Genomic DNA, 20,723 nt, shown 5'->3' with positions numbered 1-20,723 from the left:
CACGGCTTGGGCTTGTGCATCGTGCCATCAGAGCGATCCGACCGGAGACGATCGAGACCATGACGGGAGTCCTGCGGCTGGCGGTGGCGTGGGCGACGGTCCTCGCCTTCGCGTGGTTCGGAAAGACCTGGCTCGGCGACCTGGCACAGCCCTGGTTCGCGGGCGGGCTGTTCGCGTGGCTGCTCGCGGTCATCGTCTGGTCGGCCTTCGGGGTCGTGCACGAGGCCGAGGATCTGGCCCATCGTCTCGGTGAGCCCCTCGGCACCCTGGTGCTGACGCTCTCCATCGTGATCATCGAGGTGGCGCTGATCTCCGCCGTGATGCTCTCGGCCAAGGATGCGCCGACGCTCGGCCGCGACACGATGTTCGCCGTGCTGATGATCGTGCTGAACGGCGTGGTCGGCCTCGGGCTCCTGGTCGGCGGCCTGCGCCACCACCAGCAGAGCTACAACCTGCAGGGGGCCTCGGCCTTCCTGTCGGTGATCATCCCGCTAACCACCATCGCGCTGATCATCCCGAACTTCACCAGCTCGACCGCCGACGGCACGCTGACCACCCTTCAGGCGGTGACCTTCTCGGTCTTCACCCTGGCGCTCTACGGCGTATTCCTGCTGATCCAGACCAGCCGCCACAGCGACTTTTTTCAGGATTCCGAGGTCGAGGCGGAAGCCGGGTCCGGCGCGGGTTCGATCTCGGGCGGCGGGATCGCCAAGCACGTCGTGCTGCTGCTCGCCAACGTCGTGCCGATCGTGCTGCTTGCCAAAAGCCTGGCGGTGATCCTCGACCACGGCATCGCGGCGCTGGGCGCGCCCTCGGCGCTCGGCGGCGTGCTGATCGCCGCGATCGTGTTCACCCCGGAGGCGATCTCGGCGCTCAAGGCCATCGCCCGCAACGAGCTGCAGCGGGCGATCAATCTGTGCCTGGGGGCGGCCACCTCGACGGTCGGCCTCACCGTCCCGGCGATCCTCACCATCGGCCTGCTCACCGGCCAGACCGTGGTTCTCGGCTTGAAGCCCACCGAGATGACGCTGCTGGCGGTGACGCTGATCCTGAGCATGCAGACCTTCTCGGGCCTGCGCACGACGGTGCTGGAGGGGGCGGTGCACCTCGTGGTGTTCTTCGTCTACCTCGTGCTGATCTTCAGCCCCTGATCAGGCCCCGAACCGCTCGGTGCGGATCATCCCCGCCGGGACGTCCGCCGCCAGGATCAGGTCCGAGGCTGCGGCGACGAAGCGGTTCGAGCCGCAGAGGAAGACTTTTTGCGGCTGCCCGATCCGCGCCAGGGCGCCGGCCACCAGGGCGGCGTCGATCCGCCGGCCGCCGGAATCCCGGGTGGTGGTGAGGTGCAGGGAGAAACCCGTGCCGTTGCCGGCGAGGCGCTCCAGCTCGGGCAGAGCGATTGCCTCCGCGCGGGTGCGGGCGGAGTAGATCAAGGCCGCCGGGATCTGCGGGGCGACCTGCGCGCGCCGGCGCAGCATAGCCAGCAGCGGCACCACGCCGGAGCCGCCGGCCCCCAAGAGCAATGGCCCGCCGTCCGGCCCGTCCCAGGAGAAAGAGCCGCCGATCGGCCCGCGCAGCTCGACGCGGTCGCCGATTTCGGCGGCCTGCGAGAACCAGCCCGAGACCTCGCCGTCGGGCAGAGCCTCGATCATCAGCTCCAGGGTGCCGCTGCCGTCGGGCGCCGAGGCAATCGAGTAGCTGCGCTGGGCCTGGTAGCCGTCCTCGGCGGTGAGGCGGACGTCGACGTGCTGACCCGCGCGGTAGGCCTTCGCCAGGTCGCAGCGCAGCCGAAAACTTTTCACCTGCGGGGTGACGGGCGCGATGGCGGTGATCTCGGCGTGATGCCAACGGAAGACGATCGGCTCAGTCACCGGTGTAGCGCTGCTCACGCCAAGGATCCCCGTACATGTGGTAGCCGCGCAGCTCCCAGAAGCCGGCCGTGTCGACTGTCGTGAAGCGTAAGCCCTTCACCCATTTGGCGCTCTTCCAGAAGTACAGGTGCGGCACGAGCAGCCGCGCCGGGCCGCCATGGTCCGGGTGGATCGGCTGGCCGGCATAGCGGGTCGCCACCATGGCGCGGCCGTTCACGAGGTCGGCCACCGGCACGTTGGTGGTGTAATCGTCGAACGATTCCGCCAGCAGGAAGGCGGTCGGCGCAGCGATGCCGGCATCGGCCAGCAGGTCGTCGACGCTCACGCCCTCCCAGGCGGTGTCGAACTTCGACCACTTGGTGACGCAGTGGATATCCCCCTGCCAGGTAGTGCGCGGCAGCGCTTCGAAGTCCGCCCAGCTCCACGCCTTGATCGGCCGCGAGCCTTCGCGCAACGTGAACCGCCAGGTGGCGAGGTCGACCGTCGGGTTGGGGCCGATCTGCAGGATCGGGAAGTCGTCGGTGAGATATTGGCCGGGCGGGATGCGCGCGCCGGTCTCGGGCGGCTGCCTGCGCCCGACGAAGCCCCGTGTCACCATGCCGGCCTCCGCGCTCGGTTGTTGTTCTGGTGGGTTCGCCCCGGGTTTGGTGCGTCGGAACACCCCACGTCAAGTCGCCCCATCACGTCGCGATGTGCGGCCGAACAAACGCCCCAAAGCTAGGGTGTGATAGTCGGGCTATCCCGGATCGAATCGCACCCATCAGGGGGAATGTCATGAAGTACCTTCTCGCGACGAGCCTCATCGTCGGGAGCCTCGCCACCCTCGCGCCGGCCGCCCAGGCCCGTGACGGGATCGGCGCCGGCGGCGCGGCGGCCCTCGGCGTTCTCGGCGGCCTCGCGGTCGGCGGCGCCATCGCGTCGGCCAACAACGGCTACTATCCCGGCCGCCCGGTCTACCGCGCCCCGCCGCCGGTCTACGTGGAGGAGGATTACGGTCCGGTCTGCCACTTCGAGCGCCGCCGCACCGTCGATCCCTACGGCGACGTCTACATCCGGCGCGTGCGCGTCTGCGAATAGGCGGCTTCGGGGGTCGCCGCCACGGCCGGCGCCGGCTTGAGGCGCTCGGCACAGGCGATCCCCCCGAGCACCAGGGCCAGGGCGATCGCCTGGATCGCCCCGAACGGCTCGCCGACCAGCAGGACGGCGAGGATCGCGCCGAAGATCGGCACGAGGTTGACGAACAGCCCGGCCCGGTTCGGGCCGATCAGCTCGACCCCGCGCATGAAGAACAATTGCGCCAGCAGCGACGGCCCCAGGCCGACGAAGGCGACCATCGCCCAGCCCTCCGGCCCCGGCCAGACAGCGTGCCCGGAGGCCCACTCGACCGCGAGCGGCGGCAGCGAGGTCACGAAGGCGGCGATCGCCATGGCGGCGAAGAACGCTAGGGCCGAGACCTTCGGGCGCTTCGGCAAAAAGATCGTGTATCCCGCGTAGAGCAGGCAGGCGCCGAACACGAGCACGTCGCCCCGGTTGAAGTCGAGGCGCGTCAGCACGGAAAGGTCGCCGTGTGTCGCCGCCAGGCCGGCGCCGATCAGCGTCAGGACCACACCGATCATCTGGCCGGGGGTGACCGGCACGCCGTAAGCGAGGCGGTTCATCACGATCACCAGGACCGGGATCGCCCCCTGGAACAGCGCCAGGTTGACCGCGCTGGTGTAGACGCCGGCGGCGTAGAACAGGCAGTTGAAGGCCGTGTAGCCGAGCCCGCCCATCAGCAGGATGCGCAGCCAGTGCCGGCGCAGGAGCGGCCATTCCGCCACGAGCCTGCGACCCGCGAACGGCGCCAGCACCGCGCAGGCGACCGCCCAGCGCAACGTGGTAATCACCTGGGGCGAGATATGGCCCGGCGCCCAGCGGCTGGTGACGGCGTTTCCGGCCCAGAGCAGGGCCGTGAGGGTGAGGAGCAGATAGGCCGGCGCGACCGAGGAGACCCGGGTCGCGCGCACGGGCTTCAACGGCGGCGGAACTGACCGCCTCGCACCTGCGGGCGCGGACCCGCGGAGCGCTCGTCCTTGTGCCGGAACACGAGGCGGCCCTTCTCCAGATCGTAGGGCGACATCTCGACCGTGACCCGGTCGCCCGCCAGGGTCTTGATGCGGTTCTTCTTCATCTTGCCGGCCGTGTAGGCCACGATCTCGTGGCCTTGGTCGAGCTGCACGCGGTAGCGCGCGTCCGGCAGGATCTCGATCACGAGACCGTCGAACTGCATCAATTCTTCTTTCGCCATGCACCTTCTCCAGTCGGACCGTCCGGCAGCAGGCGTTCCGGCAAAATTTTTTCGGCTGTCATCAAGCTCGGGAAACGCCGCAGGGCGCGGATCCGATCCGACGGACGGTCCGCGCCTGCTGAGCGACGCCGCCCGCATGTAGTCGTCACACGATCCCGCGGCAAGTCATGCTCTCCTCGGCGCCGTGAGTCGTGGACATGATTTGCCGGGTTTCACGGCCCCGACACGTCGTTGCCAGCGTAGTCGAGGCGTCCGTCCGGCGTCCGGCGCCAGACCCGAAGGGTGACCGCGCCTGCAGTCCGGTCGCCGCGCTCGTCGAAGCCGACCGGGCCGAGGATCGTGCGCACCGGCTGGGTGCCATGCAGGGCCTCGGCGACTTTGCGGCCGTCCGGGATGCGCCCGGTTTTCGGATCCGCCGCGCGGGCGCGCTCCAAGGCCTGGGCCAGAACCTCCACCGCCGCGTAGCCCGAGGCCGCCACGCTCTCGGCCTCGGCACTGCGTGCCGGTGCCTTGCCGCCCTTCGGCTCGGGCAGGCGCGGCGGATCGGGCGGCAAGGTCATCACGGTCCCCTCCCCGGCCGAACCGGCGCTGGCCGCGAAGGCGGGATCGAGGATGCCGTCGCTCGCCACCAGCGGGGTGCCGATGGCGGCCTCACGCAGGGCGCGAACGAGCGTGGCGGCCTCCGGGGCGAGGCCGCCGAAATACACAGCGTCGACCCGGGCCGCCTTCAGCCGTCCGACGAGATCGGAGAGGTCGCGGGTGCCGCGCGGAAAGCCGTCGAACAGCACCTCCGGGGTGCCGGCCTCCTTCAGCCGCGCCGCCACCGCCTCGGCGAGGCCGCGCCCATAGGTCGAGCGGTCGTTCAGGATGGCGATGCGCCGGCCGGCGAACGCCTTGGCGAGATAGCTCCCCGCCGCCCGCCCCTGCTGGGCATCGCTCGGAGCTAGGCGGAACAGGATCCCGAATCCGCGGCCGGTCAGGGGCGCGTAAGTGGCGCCAGGCGCGACCATGACGACGCCCGCCTCCTCGTAGATGGGCGCCGCCGCGGCGACCGCCCCGGATTCGAACGGTCCGATCACGTAGCGCACGCCGTCGGCCGTAAACTTCTTCGCGGCGGCGACAGCCTGCCGGGCGTCGCCGGCATCGTCGGCCTGCACGAGGGCGAATTTCGGCCGCCCGCCGCCGGCCCGGTTGAGATCGGCCACCGCCTGCTCGGCGCCCTGCCGGAGCCCCTGCCCGTAGGCGGCATCCGGCCCCGAGAGCGGCGCCGACAGGCCGATCCGCACCGGCGCCTGCGCGGCGGCCGGTGCCGCGAACAGGAGGCTGGCAATGATCAGGGCGAGACTGTGCTTCATCCGCACACGTTAGGGTCGGCCGGCCCGGGCGGAAAGCGCGCATCGGCGTCTTCGCGGGCGTGATCACGGTTTCAGAACCGGCTCATCCTTGAGCGGATCGGGACGCTGCCGCGCGCGGAAGCGCTGGCGGGCGGACGCGATGTGCGAAATAAGGGCGTCGGCCGGCCCGCGACTTTGGATAGAACCGCCCGCACGCGCCGCATCGAAGACCTCTGGGACGATTGACGATCATGACCTCGCTGTTCGCCGGCATCCAGGACGCGCCGCTCGACCCGATCATGCGCCTGTTCGAGGCCTTCAACGCCGACCCGAGCACCAAAAAGCTCAACCTCGTGGTCGGGGTCTACACGGATGCCGACGGCAAGGTGCCGCGCCTGCGCGCCGTGCAGACCGCCGAGAAGCGCTGGATCGAGAAGGGCCTGCCGAAGACCTACCGGCCGATCGAGGGCACCAAGCCGTTCCGCGACGCGGTCCAGGCCCTGCTGTTCGGCGAGGGCGCCCCGATCCTCAAGCAGAATCGCACCGCGACGCTCCAGAGCATCGGCGGCACCGGCGCACTCAAGACCGGCGCGGACCTGCTCGCCCGGCTCAATCCCGGCGCCACCGTGGCGGTGAGCAACCCGAGCTGGGAGAACCACAAGGCGCTGTTCACCCAGGCCGGCTTCACCGTCGTCGACTATCCGTATTTCTCAGCCGAGACCGGCGGCGTCGATTACCCGGCGATGCGCGCCTATCTCGAAGGCCTGCCGAAGGGCTCGATCGTGGTGCTGCACGCCTGCTGCCACAACCCGACCGGCGCCGATCTCACCCCCGATGAGTGGCGCGACCTCGCGCCCCTGCTGGCCGAGCGCGGCCTGATCCCGTTCCTCGACATCGCCTACCAGGGTTTCGGCGACGGCCTGGACGAAGACGCCGCGCCGGTGCGGCTGTTCGCCGAATCCGGCCAGGAATTCTTCGTCGCCTCCTCGTTCTCGAAGTCGTTCTCGCTCTACGGCGAGCGCGTCGGCGCCCTGACGATCGTGGCCGAGAACCCGGCCATGAAGACCAAGGTGGAGTCCCTGGCCAAGCGTCTGGTGCGGGCGAGCTACTCGAACCCGGTGACCCACGGCGCCGCCATCGTCGAGATGGTGCTGAACGATCCGGAGTTGCGCGCCGATTGGGAGCGGGAACTCGCCGAGATGCGCGAGCGGATTCGCGCCATGCGGGTGCGCATGGCGGACAGCCTGCAGCAGCGCCACCCCGAGCGCGGCTTCGACGCCATCAAGGCCCAGAAGGGCATGTTCTCCTACACCGGCCTGACCCCAGCGGAGGCCACGCGCCTGCGCGAGGAGCACGAGGTCTACGCCCTGGAGACCGGCCGGATCTGCGTGGCGGCGGTCAACACCCACAACATCGACCACGTGGTCGACGCGATCGATGCAGTGGTGAGGGGTTGACCCGGTGGCCCTCAAGCGCGTCTGCCGGTTCAATCTCTGGATCAACCCGGTCTTCGACGCGCGGCTGAGGGCCGAGCCCGACATCGACCTGCAGGTCGGCGACCTGCAGGGGCCGCCAGAAGCGCTTGAGGCCCTGCTGGCGCAGGCTCACGTCTTCCACGTCTCGCCCGCCCGGGACGAGCTTCCCCGCCGCTGGCACGTGACGGACGACCTGCTGGCCGCCTGCCCGAACCTGCTCGCGGTCTCCTCGGGTGGGGCGGGCTATGACACGGTGGACGCCGCCGCCTGCACCCGCGCCGGCGTCGCGGTGGTCAACCAGGTCGGCGGCAATGCCCGCTCGGTGGCGGAGCTGGCCATCGGCCTGATGCTCGCGGTCTCCCGCAAGATCTGCGTGTCGGACAGGCTGCTGCGGACGGAACGGGGCTTCTCGCGGGAATCGCTGATGGGCCATGAGATCGGCGGCGCGACCCTGGGCCTCGTCGGCATCGGCCATACCGGCCGGGAGGTCGCCAAGCTCGCCCGCGGCTTCGACATGCGGGTCCTGGCCTACGATCCGCTGCTCTCGGCCGACGATATCCGGGCCCGCGGCGGCGAGCCGGTAGACCGCGCGCGGCTGCTCGCGGAGTCCGACATCGTCTCCCTGCACTGCCCGCTCGACGATACGACCCGGGGCAGCTTCGACGCCGAGACCTTCGCCGCCATGAAGCCCGGCGCGCTGTTCATCACCACGGCGCGCGGCGGCGTGCACGACGAGGCGGCGCTCGCCGAGGCCCTGGCCTCCGGCCATCTGGCGGGGGCCGGCCTCGATGTCTGGGCACCGGAGCCGCCGCCCCTCGGCTCGGCGCTGCTCACGCTCGACACCGTCGTGGCGACCTACCACACCGCCGGCGTCACCCATGAGGCGCGCCGCAACGTCGCCTCCTGGGGCGCCGAGCAGATCGTCGGCCTCCTAATGGGCGCGATGCCGCCCCGCCTGGTCAATCCGGAGGTCTGGCCCGCGGTCCTGGAGCGCCGGGCGCGGCTGCTCGGTTAGGCCGCCCGCATCCAGCCGAGGCCGGCCTCGGTGCCGGCGGCCGGGTGATATTCGCAGCCGACGAAGCCGGCATAGCCCACCGCCTCCAGGGCCTCGAAGATCGGCCCGAACGCGATAGTGCCGGTGCCGGGCTCGTGCCGACCCGGATCGTCGGCGATCTGGACATGGGCGATCAGCGGCGCGTGCGCGCGGATCAGCGCCGCCGGATCGTAGCCGAGGCAGACGCAGTGATAGGCGTCGAACAGCAGCTTGACGTTGTCCCGGCCCACCGTGTGGATCGCCTCCACGGCTTTCAGCGGGTCGTCGATCACGTAATCGGCGATGGAGCCGGGGCCGATCGGCTCGACGATCACCGTCATGTCGCGGGCCTTGGCGGCGTCGGCCGCGAAGGCGAGGTTGTCGAGATAGGTGTCCCAGAGCCGGGCAGGCTCGACTCCGGCGGGCCGGACGCCGGCCATCGGGTGGACCATCCGGCAGCCGAGCTGTGCGACGTAGTCCAGGGTGGGCGCGATGGTGGAGCGGTAATACGCGACCTTGTCGGGCAAGGCCGCGAAGCCCTTCTCGCCCTTGGACGCGTCGCCGGCCGGAAATCCGGTCTGGACGAGCGGCACGCCGGCCCGATCGAGCCAGCTCGCGACCTCCCGGGCCGGGGTCGCGAACAGGTTTGGATGCTCCACCGCCCGGAACCCGGCCTTGGCCGCGGCGGCGAACCGCTCGGGCAGGGGCAGCTCCGTGAACAGGAAGCCGCAATGGCCGCTGAGGCGGTCTGAGAAAGCACCGAGCTTCATGAGTCAGGCCCTCTCAGTCGTCTCGATCATGGCGCGCATCCGGTCCACCGCCGCGTGGGGGGCGGTCAGGACCGGGACATCGACCACGGCGCGCACTGCCTCGGAAGCCCGGGAGGTCGAGAAATGCGCCAGCATGATCGCGTCGCACTCGGAGAGTTCCGGCGCGCGCTCGGCGATCAGACGGTTGTGGGTCTCGGCGTCGCCCGCACGCAGGCGCGTCATGGCGTCGTCGACGAGGATCGTGCGCAGGGTCGCGGACCGGCCAGACTGGCCAACGAACTCCTCGAACTCGTCGGTCATGGTGCCGATCGAGGGGCCGAAGGTCGCCAGCATGCCGATGCGGGTGCCCTGCGCGATGGCGGCGCGGAACATCGCCTCGTTGGGCTTGAGCACCGGCACCGGCACGGTCTCGATCAGCCGGTCGATGGCCGGCCCGAAGGCCGAGCAGGTGATCAGGATGCCGTCGGCGCCCATGTCGTAACCGTAGCGTCCGAACCGGACGAAGCGGTCGATCATGCCTTCGGAGATCGCGCCGGGCTCCTTGGCGCGGTCGAGGGACAGGCCGTCGTCGAGCAGATTGACCGTCTCGGCCTCGGACCAGCGCTCGGCGAAGGCCGCCTGGATCGGAGCCATCGCGACCGGCGTCGCGTGCAGAAGGACGATGCGGGGGGCCATGCTGTCTCCCGGGATGTTGCGCGGTTCGACGTCCGGTCGCCGTTGACGGTCTTGTAAGCGATTTCAAAACGGTGGCAAGATATCGCCGATCTGCGTCAGCCGCGGTCCTGTTCTCTTGGCGGCGCCGTGCTGGCGCGCAGGATCAGCTCGGCGTCGATCTGCGTCAGGCGCACCACCGGGCGACCCTGCATGCGGGCGATCAGGTGGTCTCCGGCGGCGTGGCCGATCTCTGCGGAATGGATCCGGATGGTGGTCAGCGCCGGGTCGAGGAAGGGCGCGAAGTCGGAATCGTTGTGGCCGATCACGGAAAGGTCGCCGGGCACGTCGAGCCCCCGGGCCCGGGCCTCGATCATCGCCCCGAAGGCGATCTGGTCGGTGCCGCAGATGATCGCAGTGGGCGGCGGGCCGCCGGCCAGCATCTGCCGGAAGCCGTCGCGGCCGCCGCCGATGCCGTACGAGATCTCGATGTCGTGCTCGTGGGCGAGCGTCAGGCCCCGGGCCGCCAGCGCCTGGGCGATGCCGGTGACGCGGGCGCCGCCGCGATCATTGTCCTTGCGCAGGCCGGAAATCACGCCGATGCGGCGGTGGCCGAGATCGATCAGGTAGTTCGCCGCCCGAGCCGCGGACGCCGCGTTGTCGAAGCCGACGCAGGGGCGCTCCCGCGACAGGCTGAAGGTCTGCACCATCGGGATGCCGTGCCGGGCGATGCGGGTATGGAGATCGGGGTGATGGATGTCGCCGACCAGCATCAGCCCGTCGACGCCGCGTTCCAGCAGGAAGGTCGCCTCGCGCAGCTCGTCCTCGAGGTCATAGCCGGCATTGGCCGCGACCAGGGTGTAGCCCGCCTGCCGCAACCGTTCCTGGAAACTCGAGAGGACGCGCACGAACGCCTCGTTCTCGATGTTCGGCACCACGGCGCCCACCGCCATGAACCGGCGGGTCGAGAGCGCCCGGGCGGCGCCGTTGGCGACGAAGCCGAGATCCTGAGCGGCCCGCATCACCGCCTCGCGCTTGTCGGCCCGGACCCCGGCCGAGCCGTTCAGGACCCGGGACACCGTCGCGGTGGAGACCCCGGCGCGATGGGCCACGTCCCGCGCCACCGGGCTGCGCGCGAGTGGTTCCAGAATCTCCCCCGGCAGGTCCAGCACTGAAATCCGACTCCCCCGGCCATTGCCGCCCACGCCTCGGGCGGCGATCGGGACCGGCAGTATATTGACACTCCACTGCGATCCTGGCTATCTGAAAGCGCTTTCAAAAACCACGCGGCTCCGCGATATCGGGCCGAGACGGAATCTAGGGAGACGCGGATGGCGACGTTCGACCAGCCGGCCTCCGGCCCGGGGGCGACGGAGCGCGACTCGGCCATTGTGGACCAGGCCGATGCCGAGGCGCCCGGCATCGCCGGCCCGAAGGCTCTCGTCACCAGCCTCAGGCGCAGCGATGCGGTCACGCCCTACCGGTTCCGCGACTTGCTGGCGCTCGACGATTTCGAGCGGCACGCCAAGCGGCTCCTGCCGCACATGATCTTCCAGTACGTCGCCGGCGGCGCCGAGACCGGGGCGGCGTTCGCCCATAGCCGCGGCGCTTATGCCGATTACGCGCTGGTGCCACGTCTGATGCGCGACACCTCGGGGCGCGATACCGCCACCGAGCTGTTCGGCCACACTTACGCTGCGCCCTTCGGAGTCGGGCCTCTCGGCGGCGCGGCGTTCATCGCCTATCGCGGCGACATCGTGCTCGCCGATGCGGCGCGGCGGATGAACCTGCCGATGATCCTCAGCGCCTCCTCGCTGATCAAGCTGGAGGACGTTTTTGCGCAGAACCCGCAGGCCTGGTTCCAGGGCTACCTGCCGGGAGACCAGACCCGGATCGACCGCCTGCTCGACCGGGTCGCGGCCACCGGCTACCGGACCTTCGTGGTGACCGCCGACACCCCGACGCTGGGCAACCGCGAGCACAACACCCGCAGCGGCTTCTCGATGCCGATCAAGGTCACGCCCAAGGTGGCCTGGCAGAGCGCGACCCACCCGCGCTGGCTGCTGGGCACCGTGGCCCGGACCTTCCTCAAGCACGGCGCCCCGCATTTCGAGAACACCGAGGCCGAGCGCGGCCCGCCGATGATGTCGCAAGGGGCGGTGCGCAACACCCTCGCCCGGGACCAGCTCTCGTGGAAGAACCTGGAGGCGATCCGCAAGCGCTGGTCCGGCAACCTCGTGGTGAAGGGGCTGCTCGCCCCGGAGGATGTCGAGATCGCCCGCGGCTGCGGCGCCGACGGCGTGATCCTGTCGACCCATGGCGGCCGACAGCTCGACCACGCCATCGCGCCCCTCGACGTGCTGCCGGAGATCGCCGCCCGGAAGGGCAATCTCAAGATCATCGTCGACAGCGGCATCCGGCGCGGCACCGACGTGATGAAGGCCCTGGCACTCGGCGCCGACTTCGTCCTGCTGGGACGGCCGTTCATCTTCGGCGCGGCGCTCGGCGGGGTGGCGGGCGTCGAGCACGCCATGCGGATCCTCAAGGAGGAGCTCAATCGGGACATGGCGCTGATCGGAATCAACCGCCTGTCCGAGCTCAACCCGGACTTCCTGCGCCGCGTCCCGCGGCGGAGCTGACCCGGAGAGAGGCATGACCGACGACGCGCCCCACGCCACCCGCGGCCTCGCCTTCGTCGGCTGCTTCACCACCGCGCGCCGCCGGGCGCGCGGCCAGGGCATCGATATCTACCGGGTCGGGGCCGGGCTCGACGGCTGGACGCATCTTGGCCGGGTCGACGGGCTGGACAACCCGTCTTTCCTGGTCCCCGATCCCAGGCGCGCCGTGCTCTACACCGTCCAGGGCGACGGCACATCGGCCACCGCCTTCGCGGTGATGCCCGACGGTTCGCCGCGCAGCCTCGGCAGCGCGGAGACCGGCGGCAGCAACAGCGTCCATCAGGCCATCGACCCGGGCGGCCGGTTCCTGATCGTGGCGAACTACGCCAGCGGCTCGGTGGCCCTGATGCCCCTGCGGCCCGATGGCGGCCTGGAACCGGCCGCGCAGGTCCTGCCGATGCCGGGCGAGCCCGGCCCGCACCGGACCGAGCAGGCCGGCGCCCATCCGCACCACGTCGTCCTGTCGCCGGACGGCCGCCATATCCTCGTGCCCGACAAGGGCCTCGACCGCGTCTTCGTCCTGCGGCTCGCCGGCGACCGCCTGGAGATCGTCTCCGAGACCGTACTGCGCCCGGGCGCCGGGCCGCGCCATATCGCGTTCCATCCCGGCGGAGCGCTGGCCTTCCTGGTCAACGAGCTGGATTCCAGCGTCGCGACCTGCCGGTGGGATGCGGAAGCCGGGACGCTCACGCCGCTCCACCTCGTGCCAACGTTGCCGCCGGACTTCTTCGGCGCGAGCACGGCGGCGGCGATCGTCGTCACGCCCTGCGGGCGCTTCGTCTACGCTTCGAACCGCGGCCAGGACGGGATCGCGCGCTTCCGGGTGGACGGCGGCCACCTCGAACCGGCCGGCTGGACGCCATCCGGCGGCCGGGACCCGCGCTTCATGACGCTGGCGCCGGACGGAGGCCACCTGCTGGTTGCCAACGAGCAGGGCGACAGCCTGGTCGAATTCACCATCGACCCGGGCAGCGGCGACCTCACCCAGACGGGCTCACGCCACAGCCCGAGCCCCTGCACGATCGCGTTCCTGTAGAAAAATACAAACAAAAACATGACAAGACCGGAGGAAGCCCGATGTTCGCCAAACGATACAGGTTCCTGATCGCAGCTCTGCTCTTCATCGCCGGGATCATCAACTACATGGACCGCGCTGCGCTCGGCGTGGCCGCGCCCTTCGTCAAGCAGGATCTCAACCTTTCGCCCTCCGAGTTGGGGGTGATCTTCAGCACGTTCTTCTTCGGCTACGCCCTGTTCGCCTTCGTGGGTGGCCAACTCGCCGACCGCTACGGGCCGCGCAGCGTCTACACCTGGGCGGCGACCGCTTGGTCGGTCCTGTGCATGCTCACCGGCGCTGTGACCGGGTTCGGCCAGATGTTCGTGGTCCGCGCCCTGTTCGGCTTCGCCGAGGGGCCGATGAACTCGACCACGAACCGCACCATCACCACGTGGTTCCCCCGCGAGGAGACGGCGCGGACGATCGGCTTCACCTTCTCGGGCCAGACCGTGGGCAGCGCCGTCGCGGCGCCCGTCGTCGGGCTGCTGGCGATCCAGTACGGCTGGCGGGTGGCCTTCGTCGCCATCGGCGCGGTCGGTCTGGCCTGGGTGGTGGCGTGGCGGATCTTCATGACCGACAGGCCGCGGGACAACCCGCGGGTCTCCGCCGAGGAGATCGAACTCGTCGAGCGCAGCCGGGCAGTGTCGCACCTCGCCGCCTCCGACCACGAGCGGTCCCTGCGCGGCTACCTGTTCCTGCCGAGCACGCTGTCGCTGGGGCTCGGCATGTTCGCGGTGAACTACACCCTGTACATCTTCCTCTCCTGGCTCCCGAGCTACCTCACCGACGCCCTGCACATGCCGGTGCAGCAGATGGCCTTCGTGGCCTCGATCCCGTGGGCGTGCGGCTTCGTCGGCTATGTCGGCGGCGGCATCGTCGCCGACCTGCTGTACAAGCGCATGGACGACAAGCTGGCGGCCCGGAAGATCACCACGATCGTGCCGCTGGCCATCGCGGGCGTCGCACTGATCACCGTCAACGCCGCGCCGAACGCCGCCGTGGCGGTCTCGCTGATCGCGCTGGCGGTGCTGATGCTGACGAGCTCGGTGCAATCCTGCTGGGCGACGATCCACGAGCTGGTTCCGGAAGCGCGGGTCGGCGGGGTCAGCGGCTTCATCCACCTGCTGAGCAACATCTCGGGCATCATCGGGCCGACCGCCACGGGATTCGCCGTACAGTATCTCGGCGGCTACGCCAGCGCCTTCGTCATCGCTGCCGTGATCGCGGCCGCAGGCGTCGTCGCGATGGCGATCTTCGTGAAGCGCCCGCACAGCCCGCAGGCGGCCCCGCCCCTCAACGCGGTGAAGACCGCCTGATCCCGGAGCGAACCCGATGAGCGAACTCACCGACACGGTCCCGCAAAAACCCGTCCTGCTCAGCGGTGCCTCCGGCGCTCTCGGGCGGGTGCTCACGAAGGCGCTGGACGCGCAGGGCTGGACGCTGCGCCTGACCGACCGGGTGCCGTTCCCAGATCCGCTGCCGGAGGGCGCGCGCTTCCAGCTTGCCGACCTGGAGGACGGCCCGGCGATCCTGCGCCTGGCAGAAGGCTGCGGCACGATCCTGCATTTCGGCGGGATCTCGGTGGAGCACCCGTTCGAGACCGTGATCGGCCCGAACATCCGCGGCCTCTACCACGCCTACGAGGCGGCCCGCCGTGAAGGCGCCCGGATGGTGTTCGCGTCGTCGAACCACGCGATCGGGTTCCACGAGCGGACCGAGGTGCTGGACGACGACTGCGCCCTCGCCCCGGACGGCTATTACGGCCTGTCCAAGGCCTATGGCGAGCTGATGGGCGGCCTGTACCGGGACAAGCACGGGGTCGAGAGCGTCTTCCTGCGCATCGGCTCCTGCTTCCCGGATCCCACCGACGCCCGGATGCTGTCCACCTGGCTGTCCTACGCCGACATGACCCGCCTGGTGAGCCGCGCCACCCTGGCTGCGAGCCTGGGGCCGAAGGGGACGGTGGTGATCTGGGGCGCCTCGCACAACAGCCGCATGACCTGGTGGCGCCGGGACGGCCGCGACGTGATCGGCTGGGCGCCGCAGGACAGCGCCGATGCCTACGCGGCGGCGCTCGAGTCCAAGACCAGCGGCAACCCGGTGATCGAGCGCTACCAGGGCGGCGGCTTCACCGCCCTCGCCTATTCCCGCGCCGAGCCGCCGGCCCGGTGATGACGAACTCCGAGACAATGGGAGCCGGCGTGGCGGACGACCAAAGAACGACGCGGCTGAAATGCGCTCTGGTGGTGCGGGGCGCCTTCGACGCCCATGTCGTCCCCGCCTTCGAGGCGGCGGGGGGCCGGGCGGCGATCGACTGGGCGCCTACAGCGGTGATCATGAAGGGGCTCGACGCCGGCGAGACGGCCGACGCGGTGTTCGTGCTCTCCGACGCCCTAGACCGGCTGATCGCCGCCGGAAAAGTCGAACCGGCGACCAGGGTCGACGCGGTGCGCTCCCGCTACGGCATCGCCGTGAAGGCCGGCGCGGCGCATCCCGATATCGGCAGCGTCGAGGCACTCAAGCGGACGCTCGTCGCGGCGCGCTCGGTCGCCTATTCGCGCACCGGCGCCAGCGGCATCTACTTCGCCGGCCTGCTCCCGCGGCTCGGGCTGGCCGAGGTGGTGAACGCCCAAGCGACGATCATCCCGCAGGGTTTTACGGCGGAAAAACTGGTCTCGGGCGAGGCCGATATCGCGGTCCAGCAGATCAGCGAATTGATGGTGGTGCCGGGCATCGAGGTGGTCGGGCCGTTCCCGGAGCCGGTGCAGGAGGTCACGACCTTCTCGGCCGCGATCCTGCGCGGTGCCGCCGACCGGGACGGCGCCCTGCGCTTCCTCGCCGGACTGACCACGCCGGAGGCGGCCGCGGCCTACCGCGCCAGCGGTCTCGAGCCGGCCTTCTGATCGCCTGGCAGGCGGCACCTTCACCGCCGCCGCGAGCGCACGACAAACAAAACCGACGAGGACACCATGGTCGCCAGCGAACAGGACCGGATCGTCCGGCAGGTGTTCTTCCGACTGATGCCGCTGCTCTTCGTCGGCTACGTCATGGCCTATGTCGACCGGATCAATGTCGGCTTCGCAGCCCTGCGGATGAACGCCGATCTCGGCATCGGGCCGGCCGTGTTCGGGCTCGGCGCCGGAATCTTCTTCATCGGCTATTTCATCTTCGAGGTTCCGAGCAACCTGATCCTGGAGAAGGTCGGCGCACGGCGCTGGATCGCCCGGATCATGATCACCTGGGGCCTGCTCTCGGCCGCGATGATGTTCGTGCAGGGCGCGACCAGCTTCCTGATCCTGCGCCTCCTGCTCGGCGCGGCCGAAGCCGGGTTCTATCCGGGGGTGATCCTCTACCTGACCTACTGGTTCCCGAAAGCGTATCGCGCCCGCATCTTCGGCGCCTTCGCGGTCGGCATCCCCGTCTCGCTGGCGATCGGCGCCCCGCTCTCGACCACCATCCTGCAGCTCGACGGGACCCTGGGCCTCAAGGGCTGGCAGTGGCTGTTCCTGCTGGAGGGCATCCCGACCACCCTGTTCGGTTTCGTGTTCCTGGCCTTGATCCCCGATCGCCCCAAGGACGCACTCTGGCTCGCCCCGGCGGACCGCACCGCCCTGCAGACCCTGATCGATTCCGAGCAGAGCAGCGTCGCCGGCGCCCACGGGACCAGTCTGCGGGCAGCCCTCTCGGATCCGCGGCTGGTCGCCCTGTCGTTCATCTACTTCGCGAATACAGGGGCCAATCTCGGCCTGGCATTCTTCCTGCCGCAGATCCTGAAGAGCACCGGCCTGTCGGACATGCAGACCGGCCTGATGACGGCCGTGCCCTACGTGTTCGGGGTGATCGGCGGGCTCACGGTCGGCTGGATCTCCGATCGCTACGACGACCGCCGGATCACGTTGGCCACCGCCCTCGGTCTCACGGCGACCGGGCTTGCGCTGGCCGGCTTCGCCACCGGCTCGCTCTGGGCCGTGGCGTTCATGGCACTCGCCGCCGCCGGGCTCTACGGCGCCAAGGCGCCGTTCTGGGCGCTGCCCTCGGTGTTCCTGAGCGGGAGTGCCGCCGCGGGCGGGATCGCGCTGATCAACTGCATCGGCAATCTCGGCGGCTTCGTCGCCCCCTCGATCGTCGGCTGGATCCGCGAGGCCACCGGCAGCTTCGAGGCCGGCCTGTACTTTCTGGCCGCGCTCGCGCTCTCGGCCGTGGTGGTGACGCTGCTCGTGGTCAATGCCCGTTTCGGCGACGCGCGGCGGCCGGCGGTCGTCGCGACCCTGCCGGCGGCTGCACCGCGAACGTAACACCCGTACGCTCGCGCCCTCGGCGGCCCTATTGTCGCCGTCGAAGGTGTCTCGGACTTCGCGACCGCAAAAAAGTCCTTATGCTCGTGCTGTCCGGACGCCCAATCGTGTCCGAACGGATCGCCCCCTTCATGCTGAAGACAGCCTTCGTTGCCGCCCGCGACCGTCAGAGGCTGTCGGAGATCGCGTCGATCCTGATCGGCTTCGGCGTCACCCGCGTCGTGGACCGCCTCGGGCTGCGCTATCTGCCCCTGCTGCCGCGGCGCCGGCCGCGGCTCGACGTCACCCGGCTGTCCGAGCCCGAGCGCCTGCGCCGGGCGATCGAGGCGCTGGGGCCGACCTTCATCAAGTTCGGGCAGGTCCTGGCGAGCCGCCCGGACCTGCTGTCGCCGACCTGGACCGAAGAGCTGCAGAAGCTCCACAGCCAGGTCGTGCCGGTGCCGTGGGAGCAGATCGGCCCGCAGCTGGAACAGGATATCGGCGCCCCGCCCAATGAGGTGTTCGCCGAGTTCGATATGAACCCGATCGCCTCCGCGTCGATCGCCCAGGTCTACCGGGCGCGGCTGCATTCGGGCGAGGACGTCATCGTCAAGGTGCTGCGGCCGAACCTGCGCAAGATCATCGAGGCCGACCTGCGCCTGATGGCGCACGGCGCCCGCATCGTCGAGAACGAGTGGCCGGACATGGCCCGCTATCAGCCCCGCGAGCAGATGCGCCACCTCGCCGACGGCCTGAACGGCGAGCTCGACCTGCTCAACGAGGCGCGCAACTGCGAGTTGCTGGCGCAGATCTTCGAGGACCGCGACGACATCGTGTTCCCGAAGATCCACTGGGAATACTGCTCCGAGCGGGTCCTGGTCCAGGACTTCATCCATGGCATCCCGCCGAACGACGAGGCGGCGCTGCGCGCTGCCGGGCTCGACAAGAAGCTCTTGGCCCAGAAGGGCACCGACGCCTTCCTGCAGATGGCGCTGATCGAGGGCGTGTTCCACGCCGATCCGCACCCGGGCAACATGCTGGCGCTGCCGGGCAACAGGATCGGCTTCATCGATTTCGGCATCATCGGCCGGCTGTCGCAGCGGCGGCGCTCACAGCTGCTGGTGCTGATCGGCGCCATGCTCAAGCAGGATGCCGACGGCCTGATGGCGGTGCTGCTCGACTGGACCGGCACCAGCAACCCGGATCTCACCCGCCTCCAGGTCTCGGCCACGTCCTTCGTCGAGAGCCACTCCTCGATCCCGCTGAATCTCGGGCTGGTGCTCACCGACTTCATGAACATGGCCCGCGAAAACGACCTCGCGATGCCCACCGACCTGGCGATCCTGTTCAAGGGCCTGGTCACCGCCGACGGCGTGATGCGCCACCTTGATCCCGATTTCGACCTGTTCGCGGCGGCTGGTCCCACCGTCAAGGCGAGCATGCAGACGCAGTTCTCCCTGGGCGCCCTCAAGCAGAAGGCCGAGGCCCTGGGCGTAGGCCTCTACGGTGCGGCGTCCGAACTTCCGACTTTGATCCACCTGATGCTGGTGCGCTTGAAGCAGGGCCGCGTCACCGTCGAGATCGAAATCAAGGGCCTCGACAAGGTCACCCGCGGCATCGAGCGGGCCGCCGCCCGGGTCGCGGTCGCCCTGGTCGTGGCGGCGTTCGCCACCCAGCTGGCGCCGCGGCTGATCGACATGGGAACCCCGGTCTTCATCTCGATCGGGTTGGTGATCTTCATCCTCGGCATCGGTTGGCTCGTGCTGCTGATGCGAAACAAGTGACGTATTTCGTATTCGCTCGGATTGACCGTTCTAGTTGCTCGGCGCTGACGAATACACAGTTCGTTTGATTATCGCAGATACCGTGGTAGCCTGAGGCACCCTTCGATTCGCGAAGTTGCGAGCGGAGTGCGTCACCAGAAGCGGTCCGATCCGCCGGCGCCTCCGAGCCTCGACATCGCGTCGCCGCACCGCGTTTTCGGTGGGTCTTTCGTGGCGCGCGGGCGCCTCGGAGGATGGAAGCTGGGAAGGGGGGCGGGCGATGGATGCGGGCCTCGTGTTGCCGCGCGCGGACGGAACGGAACGGCGTCTCGTCGCGCTCGAAGCAGAGAACATCCGCTTGCGGGCCCTGCTGATGCAGGCGACGGGACAGGCGGATTCGGAACGGCAGCGCAGCCGGCGGCTTGGCCGCATCATTGAGGCTGCGAGCCGCGTCGAAGCCGGCCGCCTCGGGCGCGAACCCTGGCACGCCCAGGGTCACCCATCCCTGCATCACCACGAATCCGGCCGCACCGAGACGTGGTCCGCGCCGTCCTGGGCCGGCGAGCTGATCGCCCCCGGGATGCTGCAGGTGGCTGCCGACGTCCTGGAGGTTCTGGATCGCGACGGAATCCTGATCACCGCCGGCGAGAGCGGTCCGGCCGGCCTCTGCGGCCGGAATTCGACGGACACGATCGGCCGCCCCTGGATCGAGATCTGGACCCGCGACGAGGACCGGGAGGCAGTGGACGCGGCGCTCGCCAAGGCTCGGCTGGGCGGGGCAAGCCGCTTCCAGGCGAAGCTGGAGACCGGCCGGGCGGTGAGCTGGTGGGATATCGCGGTGACTCCGGTCGGCGGCCGGCACGGCCATCCAGAGCGGATCCTGGCGGCGTCCCGCGACATCACCGAGCTGAAGCTCACCGAGGCGCGCCAGACCCTGCTGATGCAGGAACTGTCCCATCGGATGAAGAACACCCTGGCCATGGTCCAGGCGGTGGCGGCGCAGACCCTGCGCAATGCCGGCTCGCTGGAAGCCGCCGGCGAGGCGCTGGCCGCCCGGCTGCTCGCCCTCGCGCAAGCCCACGACGTGCTGCTGCAGGGTTCCTTCGCGGCGGCCTCCCTGGTCGGGCTGGTCGAGGGGGCGGTCTCGCTCCATGGCGACGGGGTCGCGGGCCGGTTCCGGGTCGAGGGCGCCGACGTGACGCTCGGCCCGCGCCACGGCATGGTCCTGGCGCTGATGCTGCACGAGCTCGGCACCAATGCCGCCAAATACGGCGCGCTCTCGGTACCCAGCGGGCATGTGGTGATCACTTGGGCCATCGCCGGCTCCGGCGACGGCGCCATTCTGCAATTCCGCTGGGAGGAAATCGGCGGCCCTCCGGTCAACCCGCCGACCCGCACCGGGTTCGGGACGCGCCTGATCGCCCGCAGCCTCGCCCACAGCTTCGGCGGGACCGCACAGCTGAGCTATCCGCCAACCGGTGCGATCCTGACCTTCGAGGCGCCGCTGGCTGCCGTGACTGCCGGCTGAAC

General features: G+C 69.9%; 20 protein-coding genes. 12 read left to right on the top strand and 8 right to left on the bottom strand.

The features are described from left to right. Positions 1–59: 59 nt before the first annotated feature. Positions 60–1,151, top strand: a complete 1,092-nt coding sequence (locus tag MKL11_RS07080) for a calcium:proton antiporter (RefSeq protein ID WP_243941639.1) — start codon at positions 60–62, stop codon at positions 1,149–1,151. On the opposite strand, the gene MKL11_RS07075 is transcribed toward MKL11_RS07080, so the two are convergent. Next, complete coding sequence (locus MKL11_RS07075; RefSeq protein ID WP_243941637.1) at positions 1,152–1,889, bottom strand: FAD-binding oxidoreductase; 738 nt, start codon at positions 1,887–1,889, stop codon at positions 1,152–1,154. Then, entirely contained in the window at positions 1,864–2,469 is a 606-nt protein-coding gene (locus MKL11_RS07070) for a sulfite oxidase-like oxidoreductase (RefSeq protein ID WP_243941635.1), read from the bottom strand. Before MKL11_RS07070 ends, MKL11_RS07075 begins: the two co-directional genes overlap by 26 nt. Positions 2,470–2,645: 176 nt before the next feature. Here MKL11_RS07070 and MKL11_RS07065 point away from each other — a divergent pair, with 176 nt between their 5' ends. Further along, positions 2,646–2,948: a hypothetical protein gene (locus MKL11_RS07065; protein WP_092042366.1), complete on the top strand. Its 303-nt coding sequence runs from the start codon at positions 2,646–2,648 to the stop codon at positions 2,946–2,948. Here the strand turns inward: MKL11_RS07065 and MKL11_RS07060 are convergent. The 3 genes from MKL11_RS07060 to MKL11_RS07050 form a co-directional block, all read right to left on the bottom strand. Beyond that, positions 2,918–3,886 carry a DMT family transporter gene (locus MKL11_RS07060; RefSeq protein ID WP_243941633.1) on the bottom strand — a complete coding sequence of 323 codons (969 nt, stop codon included), beginning with the start codon at positions 3,884–3,886 and terminating at the stop codon, positions 2,918–2,920. The two genes, MKL11_RS07065 and MKL11_RS07060, sit on opposite strands and share 31 nt — an antisense overlap. Next, complete coding sequence (gene infA, locus MKL11_RS07055; protein ID WP_007561169.1) at positions 3,883–4,158, bottom strand: translation initiation factor IF-1; 276 nt, start codon at positions 4,156–4,158, stop codon at positions 3,883–3,885. Before infA ends, MKL11_RS07060 begins: the two co-directional genes overlap by 4 nt. Positions 4,159–4,370: 212 nt before the next feature. Next, positions 4,371–5,513 (bottom strand): branched-chain amino acid ABC transporter substrate-binding protein, encoded by a 1,143-nt coding sequence (locus MKL11_RS07050; protein WP_243941631.1) that lies wholly within the window; start codon positions 5,511–5,513, stop codon positions 4,371–4,373. Between the two features lie 230 nt (positions 5,514–5,743). Here MKL11_RS07050 and MKL11_RS07045 point away from each other — a divergent pair, with 230 nt between their 5' ends. After that, complete coding sequence (locus MKL11_RS07045) at positions 5,744–6,949, top strand: amino acid aminotransferase (protein ID WP_243941629.1); 1,206 nt, start codon at positions 5,744–5,746, stop codon at positions 6,947–6,949. Between the two features lie 4 nt (positions 6,950–6,953). Then, a complete protein-coding gene (locus tag MKL11_RS07040; protein WP_243941628.1) occupies positions 6,954–7,982 on the top strand; it encodes a hydroxyacid dehydrogenase in 1,029 nt (342 codons plus the stop codon). Here the strand turns inward: MKL11_RS07040 and MKL11_RS07035 are convergent. From MKL11_RS07035 to MKL11_RS07025, 3 genes are all read right to left on the bottom strand, one after another. Further along, positions 7,979–8,770: a hydroxypyruvate isomerase family protein gene (locus tag MKL11_RS07035; protein ID WP_243941626.1), complete on the bottom strand. Its 792-nt coding sequence runs from the start codon at positions 8,768–8,770 to the stop codon at positions 7,979–7,981. The two genes, MKL11_RS07040 and MKL11_RS07035, sit on opposite strands and share 4 nt — an antisense overlap. Before the next feature lie 3 nt (positions 8,771–8,773). Further along, positions 8,774–9,445, bottom strand: coding sequence for an aspartate/glutamate racemase family protein (locus MKL11_RS07030; RefSeq protein ID WP_243941624.1), 672 nt, complete (start codon positions 9,443–9,445; stop codon positions 8,774–8,776). 95 nt (positions 9,446–9,540) lie between these two features. Continuing rightward, positions 9,541–10,593, bottom strand: a complete 1,053-nt coding sequence (locus tag MKL11_RS07025) for a LacI family DNA-binding transcriptional regulator (RefSeq protein ID WP_243941622.1) — start codon at positions 10,591–10,593, stop codon at positions 9,541–9,543. A 159-nt stretch (positions 10,594–10,752) separates the two neighbouring features. Here MKL11_RS07025 and MKL11_RS07020 point away from each other — a divergent pair, with 159 nt between their 5' ends. The 8 genes from MKL11_RS07020 (at position 10,753) to MKL11_RS06985 (ending at position 20,721) form a co-directional block, all read left to right on the top strand. Next, on the top strand, positions 10,753–12,060 hold the full coding sequence (locus tag MKL11_RS07020) for an alpha-hydroxy acid oxidase (RefSeq protein ID WP_243941620.1): 1,308 nt from the start codon (positions 10,753–10,755) through the stop codon (positions 12,058–12,060). Positions 12,061–12,073: 13 nt separating this feature from the next. After that, complete coding sequence (locus tag MKL11_RS07015) at positions 12,074–13,135, top strand: lactonase family protein (RefSeq protein WP_243941618.1); 1,062 nt, start codon at positions 12,074–12,076, stop codon at positions 13,133–13,135. Between the two features lie 41 nt (positions 13,136–13,176). Further along, complete coding sequence (locus MKL11_RS07010) at positions 13,177–14,472, top strand: MFS transporter (RefSeq protein WP_243941616.1); 1,296 nt, start codon at positions 13,177–13,179, stop codon at positions 14,470–14,472. A 16-nt stretch (positions 14,473–14,488) separates the two neighbouring features. Beyond that, positions 14,489–15,328: an NAD-dependent epimerase/dehydratase family protein gene (locus MKL11_RS07005; protein ID WP_243941614.1), complete on the top strand. Its 840-nt coding sequence runs from the start codon at positions 14,489–14,491 to the stop codon at positions 15,326–15,328. Positions 15,329–15,357: 29 nt separating this feature from the next. Continuing rightward, a complete protein-coding gene (locus MKL11_RS07000) occupies positions 15,358–16,059 on the top strand; it encodes a substrate-binding domain-containing protein (protein WP_243941611.1) in 702 nt (233 codons plus the stop codon). A gap of 66 nt (positions 16,060–16,125) precedes the next feature. Continuing rightward, the gene (locus tag MKL11_RS06995; RefSeq protein ID WP_243941609.1) at positions 16,126–17,451 is read left to right on the top strand and encodes an MFS transporter; all 1,326 of its coding nucleotides are present in this window, start codon (positions 16,126–16,128) and stop codon (positions 17,449–17,451) included. Between the two features lie 131 nt (positions 17,452–17,582). Further along, entirely contained in the window at positions 17,583–19,214 is a 1,632-nt protein-coding gene (locus MKL11_RS06990; RefSeq protein WP_243941607.1) for an ABC1 kinase family protein, read from the top strand. 259 nt (positions 19,215–19,473) lie between these two features. Beyond that, positions 19,474–20,721, top strand: a complete 1,248-nt coding sequence (locus tag MKL11_RS06985) for a sensor histidine kinase (protein ID WP_243941605.1) — start codon at positions 19,474–19,476, stop codon at positions 20,719–20,721. Positions 20,722–20,723: the final 2 nt, after the last annotated feature.

Source organism: Methylobacterium sp. J-077, from assembly GCF_022829365.1.
Classification (GTDB): Bacteria; Pseudomonadota; Alphaproteobacteria; order Rhizobiales; family Beijerinckiaceae; genus Methylobacterium.
Note: the sequence above shows the minus strand (reverse complement) of the source record. Positions and strands in the feature narration are given on the sequence as shown.

What these genes read in the sequence shown, in the direction of transcription:
- MKL11_RS07080 (WP_243941639.1), top strand. Translation starts at nt 60, where the DNA reads ATGACGGGAGTCCTGCGGCTGGCGGTGGCGTGGGCGACGGTCCTCGCC.
- MKL11_RS07070 (WP_243941635.1), bottom strand. Translation starts at nt 2,469, where the DNA reads ATGGTGACACGGGGCTTCGTCGGGCGCAGGCAGCCGCCCGAGACCGGC.
- MKL11_RS07065 (WP_092042366.1), top strand. Translation starts at nt 2,646, where the DNA reads ATGAAGTACCTTCTCGCGACGAGCCTCATCGTCGGGAGCCTCGCCACC.
- infA (WP_007561169.1), bottom strand. Translation starts at nt 4,158, where the DNA reads ATGGCGAAAGAAGAATTGATGCAGTTCGACGGTCTCGTGATCGAGATC.
- MKL11_RS07050 (WP_243941631.1), bottom strand. Translation starts at nt 5,513, where the DNA reads ATGAAGCACAGTCTCGCCCTGATCATTGCCAGCCTCCTGTTCGCGGCA.
- MKL11_RS07045 (WP_243941629.1), top strand. Translation starts at nt 5,744, where the DNA reads ATGACCTCGCTGTTCGCCGGCATCCAGGACGCGCCGCTCGACCCGATC.
- MKL11_RS07035 (WP_243941626.1), bottom strand. Translation starts at nt 8,770, where the DNA reads ATGAAGCTCGGTGCTTTCTCAGACCGCCTCAGCGGCCATTGCGGCTTC.
- MKL11_RS07030 (WP_243941624.1), bottom strand. Translation starts at nt 9,445, where the DNA reads ATGGCCCCCCGCATCGTCCTTCTGCACGCGACGCCGGTCGCGATGGCT.
- MKL11_RS07020 (WP_243941620.1), top strand. Translation starts at nt 10,753, where the DNA reads ATGGCGACGTTCGACCAGCCGGCCTCCGGCCCGGGGGCGACGGAGCGC.
- MKL11_RS07015 (WP_243941618.1), top strand. Translation starts at nt 12,074, where the DNA reads ATGACCGACGACGCGCCCCACGCCACCCGCGGCCTCGCCTTCGTCGGC.
- MKL11_RS07010 (WP_243941616.1), top strand. Translation starts at nt 13,177, where the DNA reads ATGTTCGCCAAACGATACAGGTTCCTGATCGCAGCTCTGCTCTTCATC.
- MKL11_RS07005 (WP_243941614.1), top strand. Translation starts at nt 14,489, where the DNA reads ATGAGCGAACTCACCGACACGGTCCCGCAAAAACCCGTCCTGCTCAGC.
- MKL11_RS06995 (WP_243941609.1), top strand. Translation starts at nt 16,126, where the DNA reads ATGGTCGCCAGCGAACAGGACCGGATCGTCCGGCAGGTGTTCTTCCGA.
- MKL11_RS06990 (WP_243941607.1), top strand. Translation starts at nt 17,583, where the DNA reads ATGCTGAAGACAGCCTTCGTTGCCGCCCGCGACCGTCAGAGGCTGTCG.
- MKL11_RS06985 (WP_243941605.1), top strand. Translation starts at nt 19,474, where the DNA reads ATGGATGCGGGCCTCGTGTTGCCGCGCGCGGACGGAACGGAACGGCGT.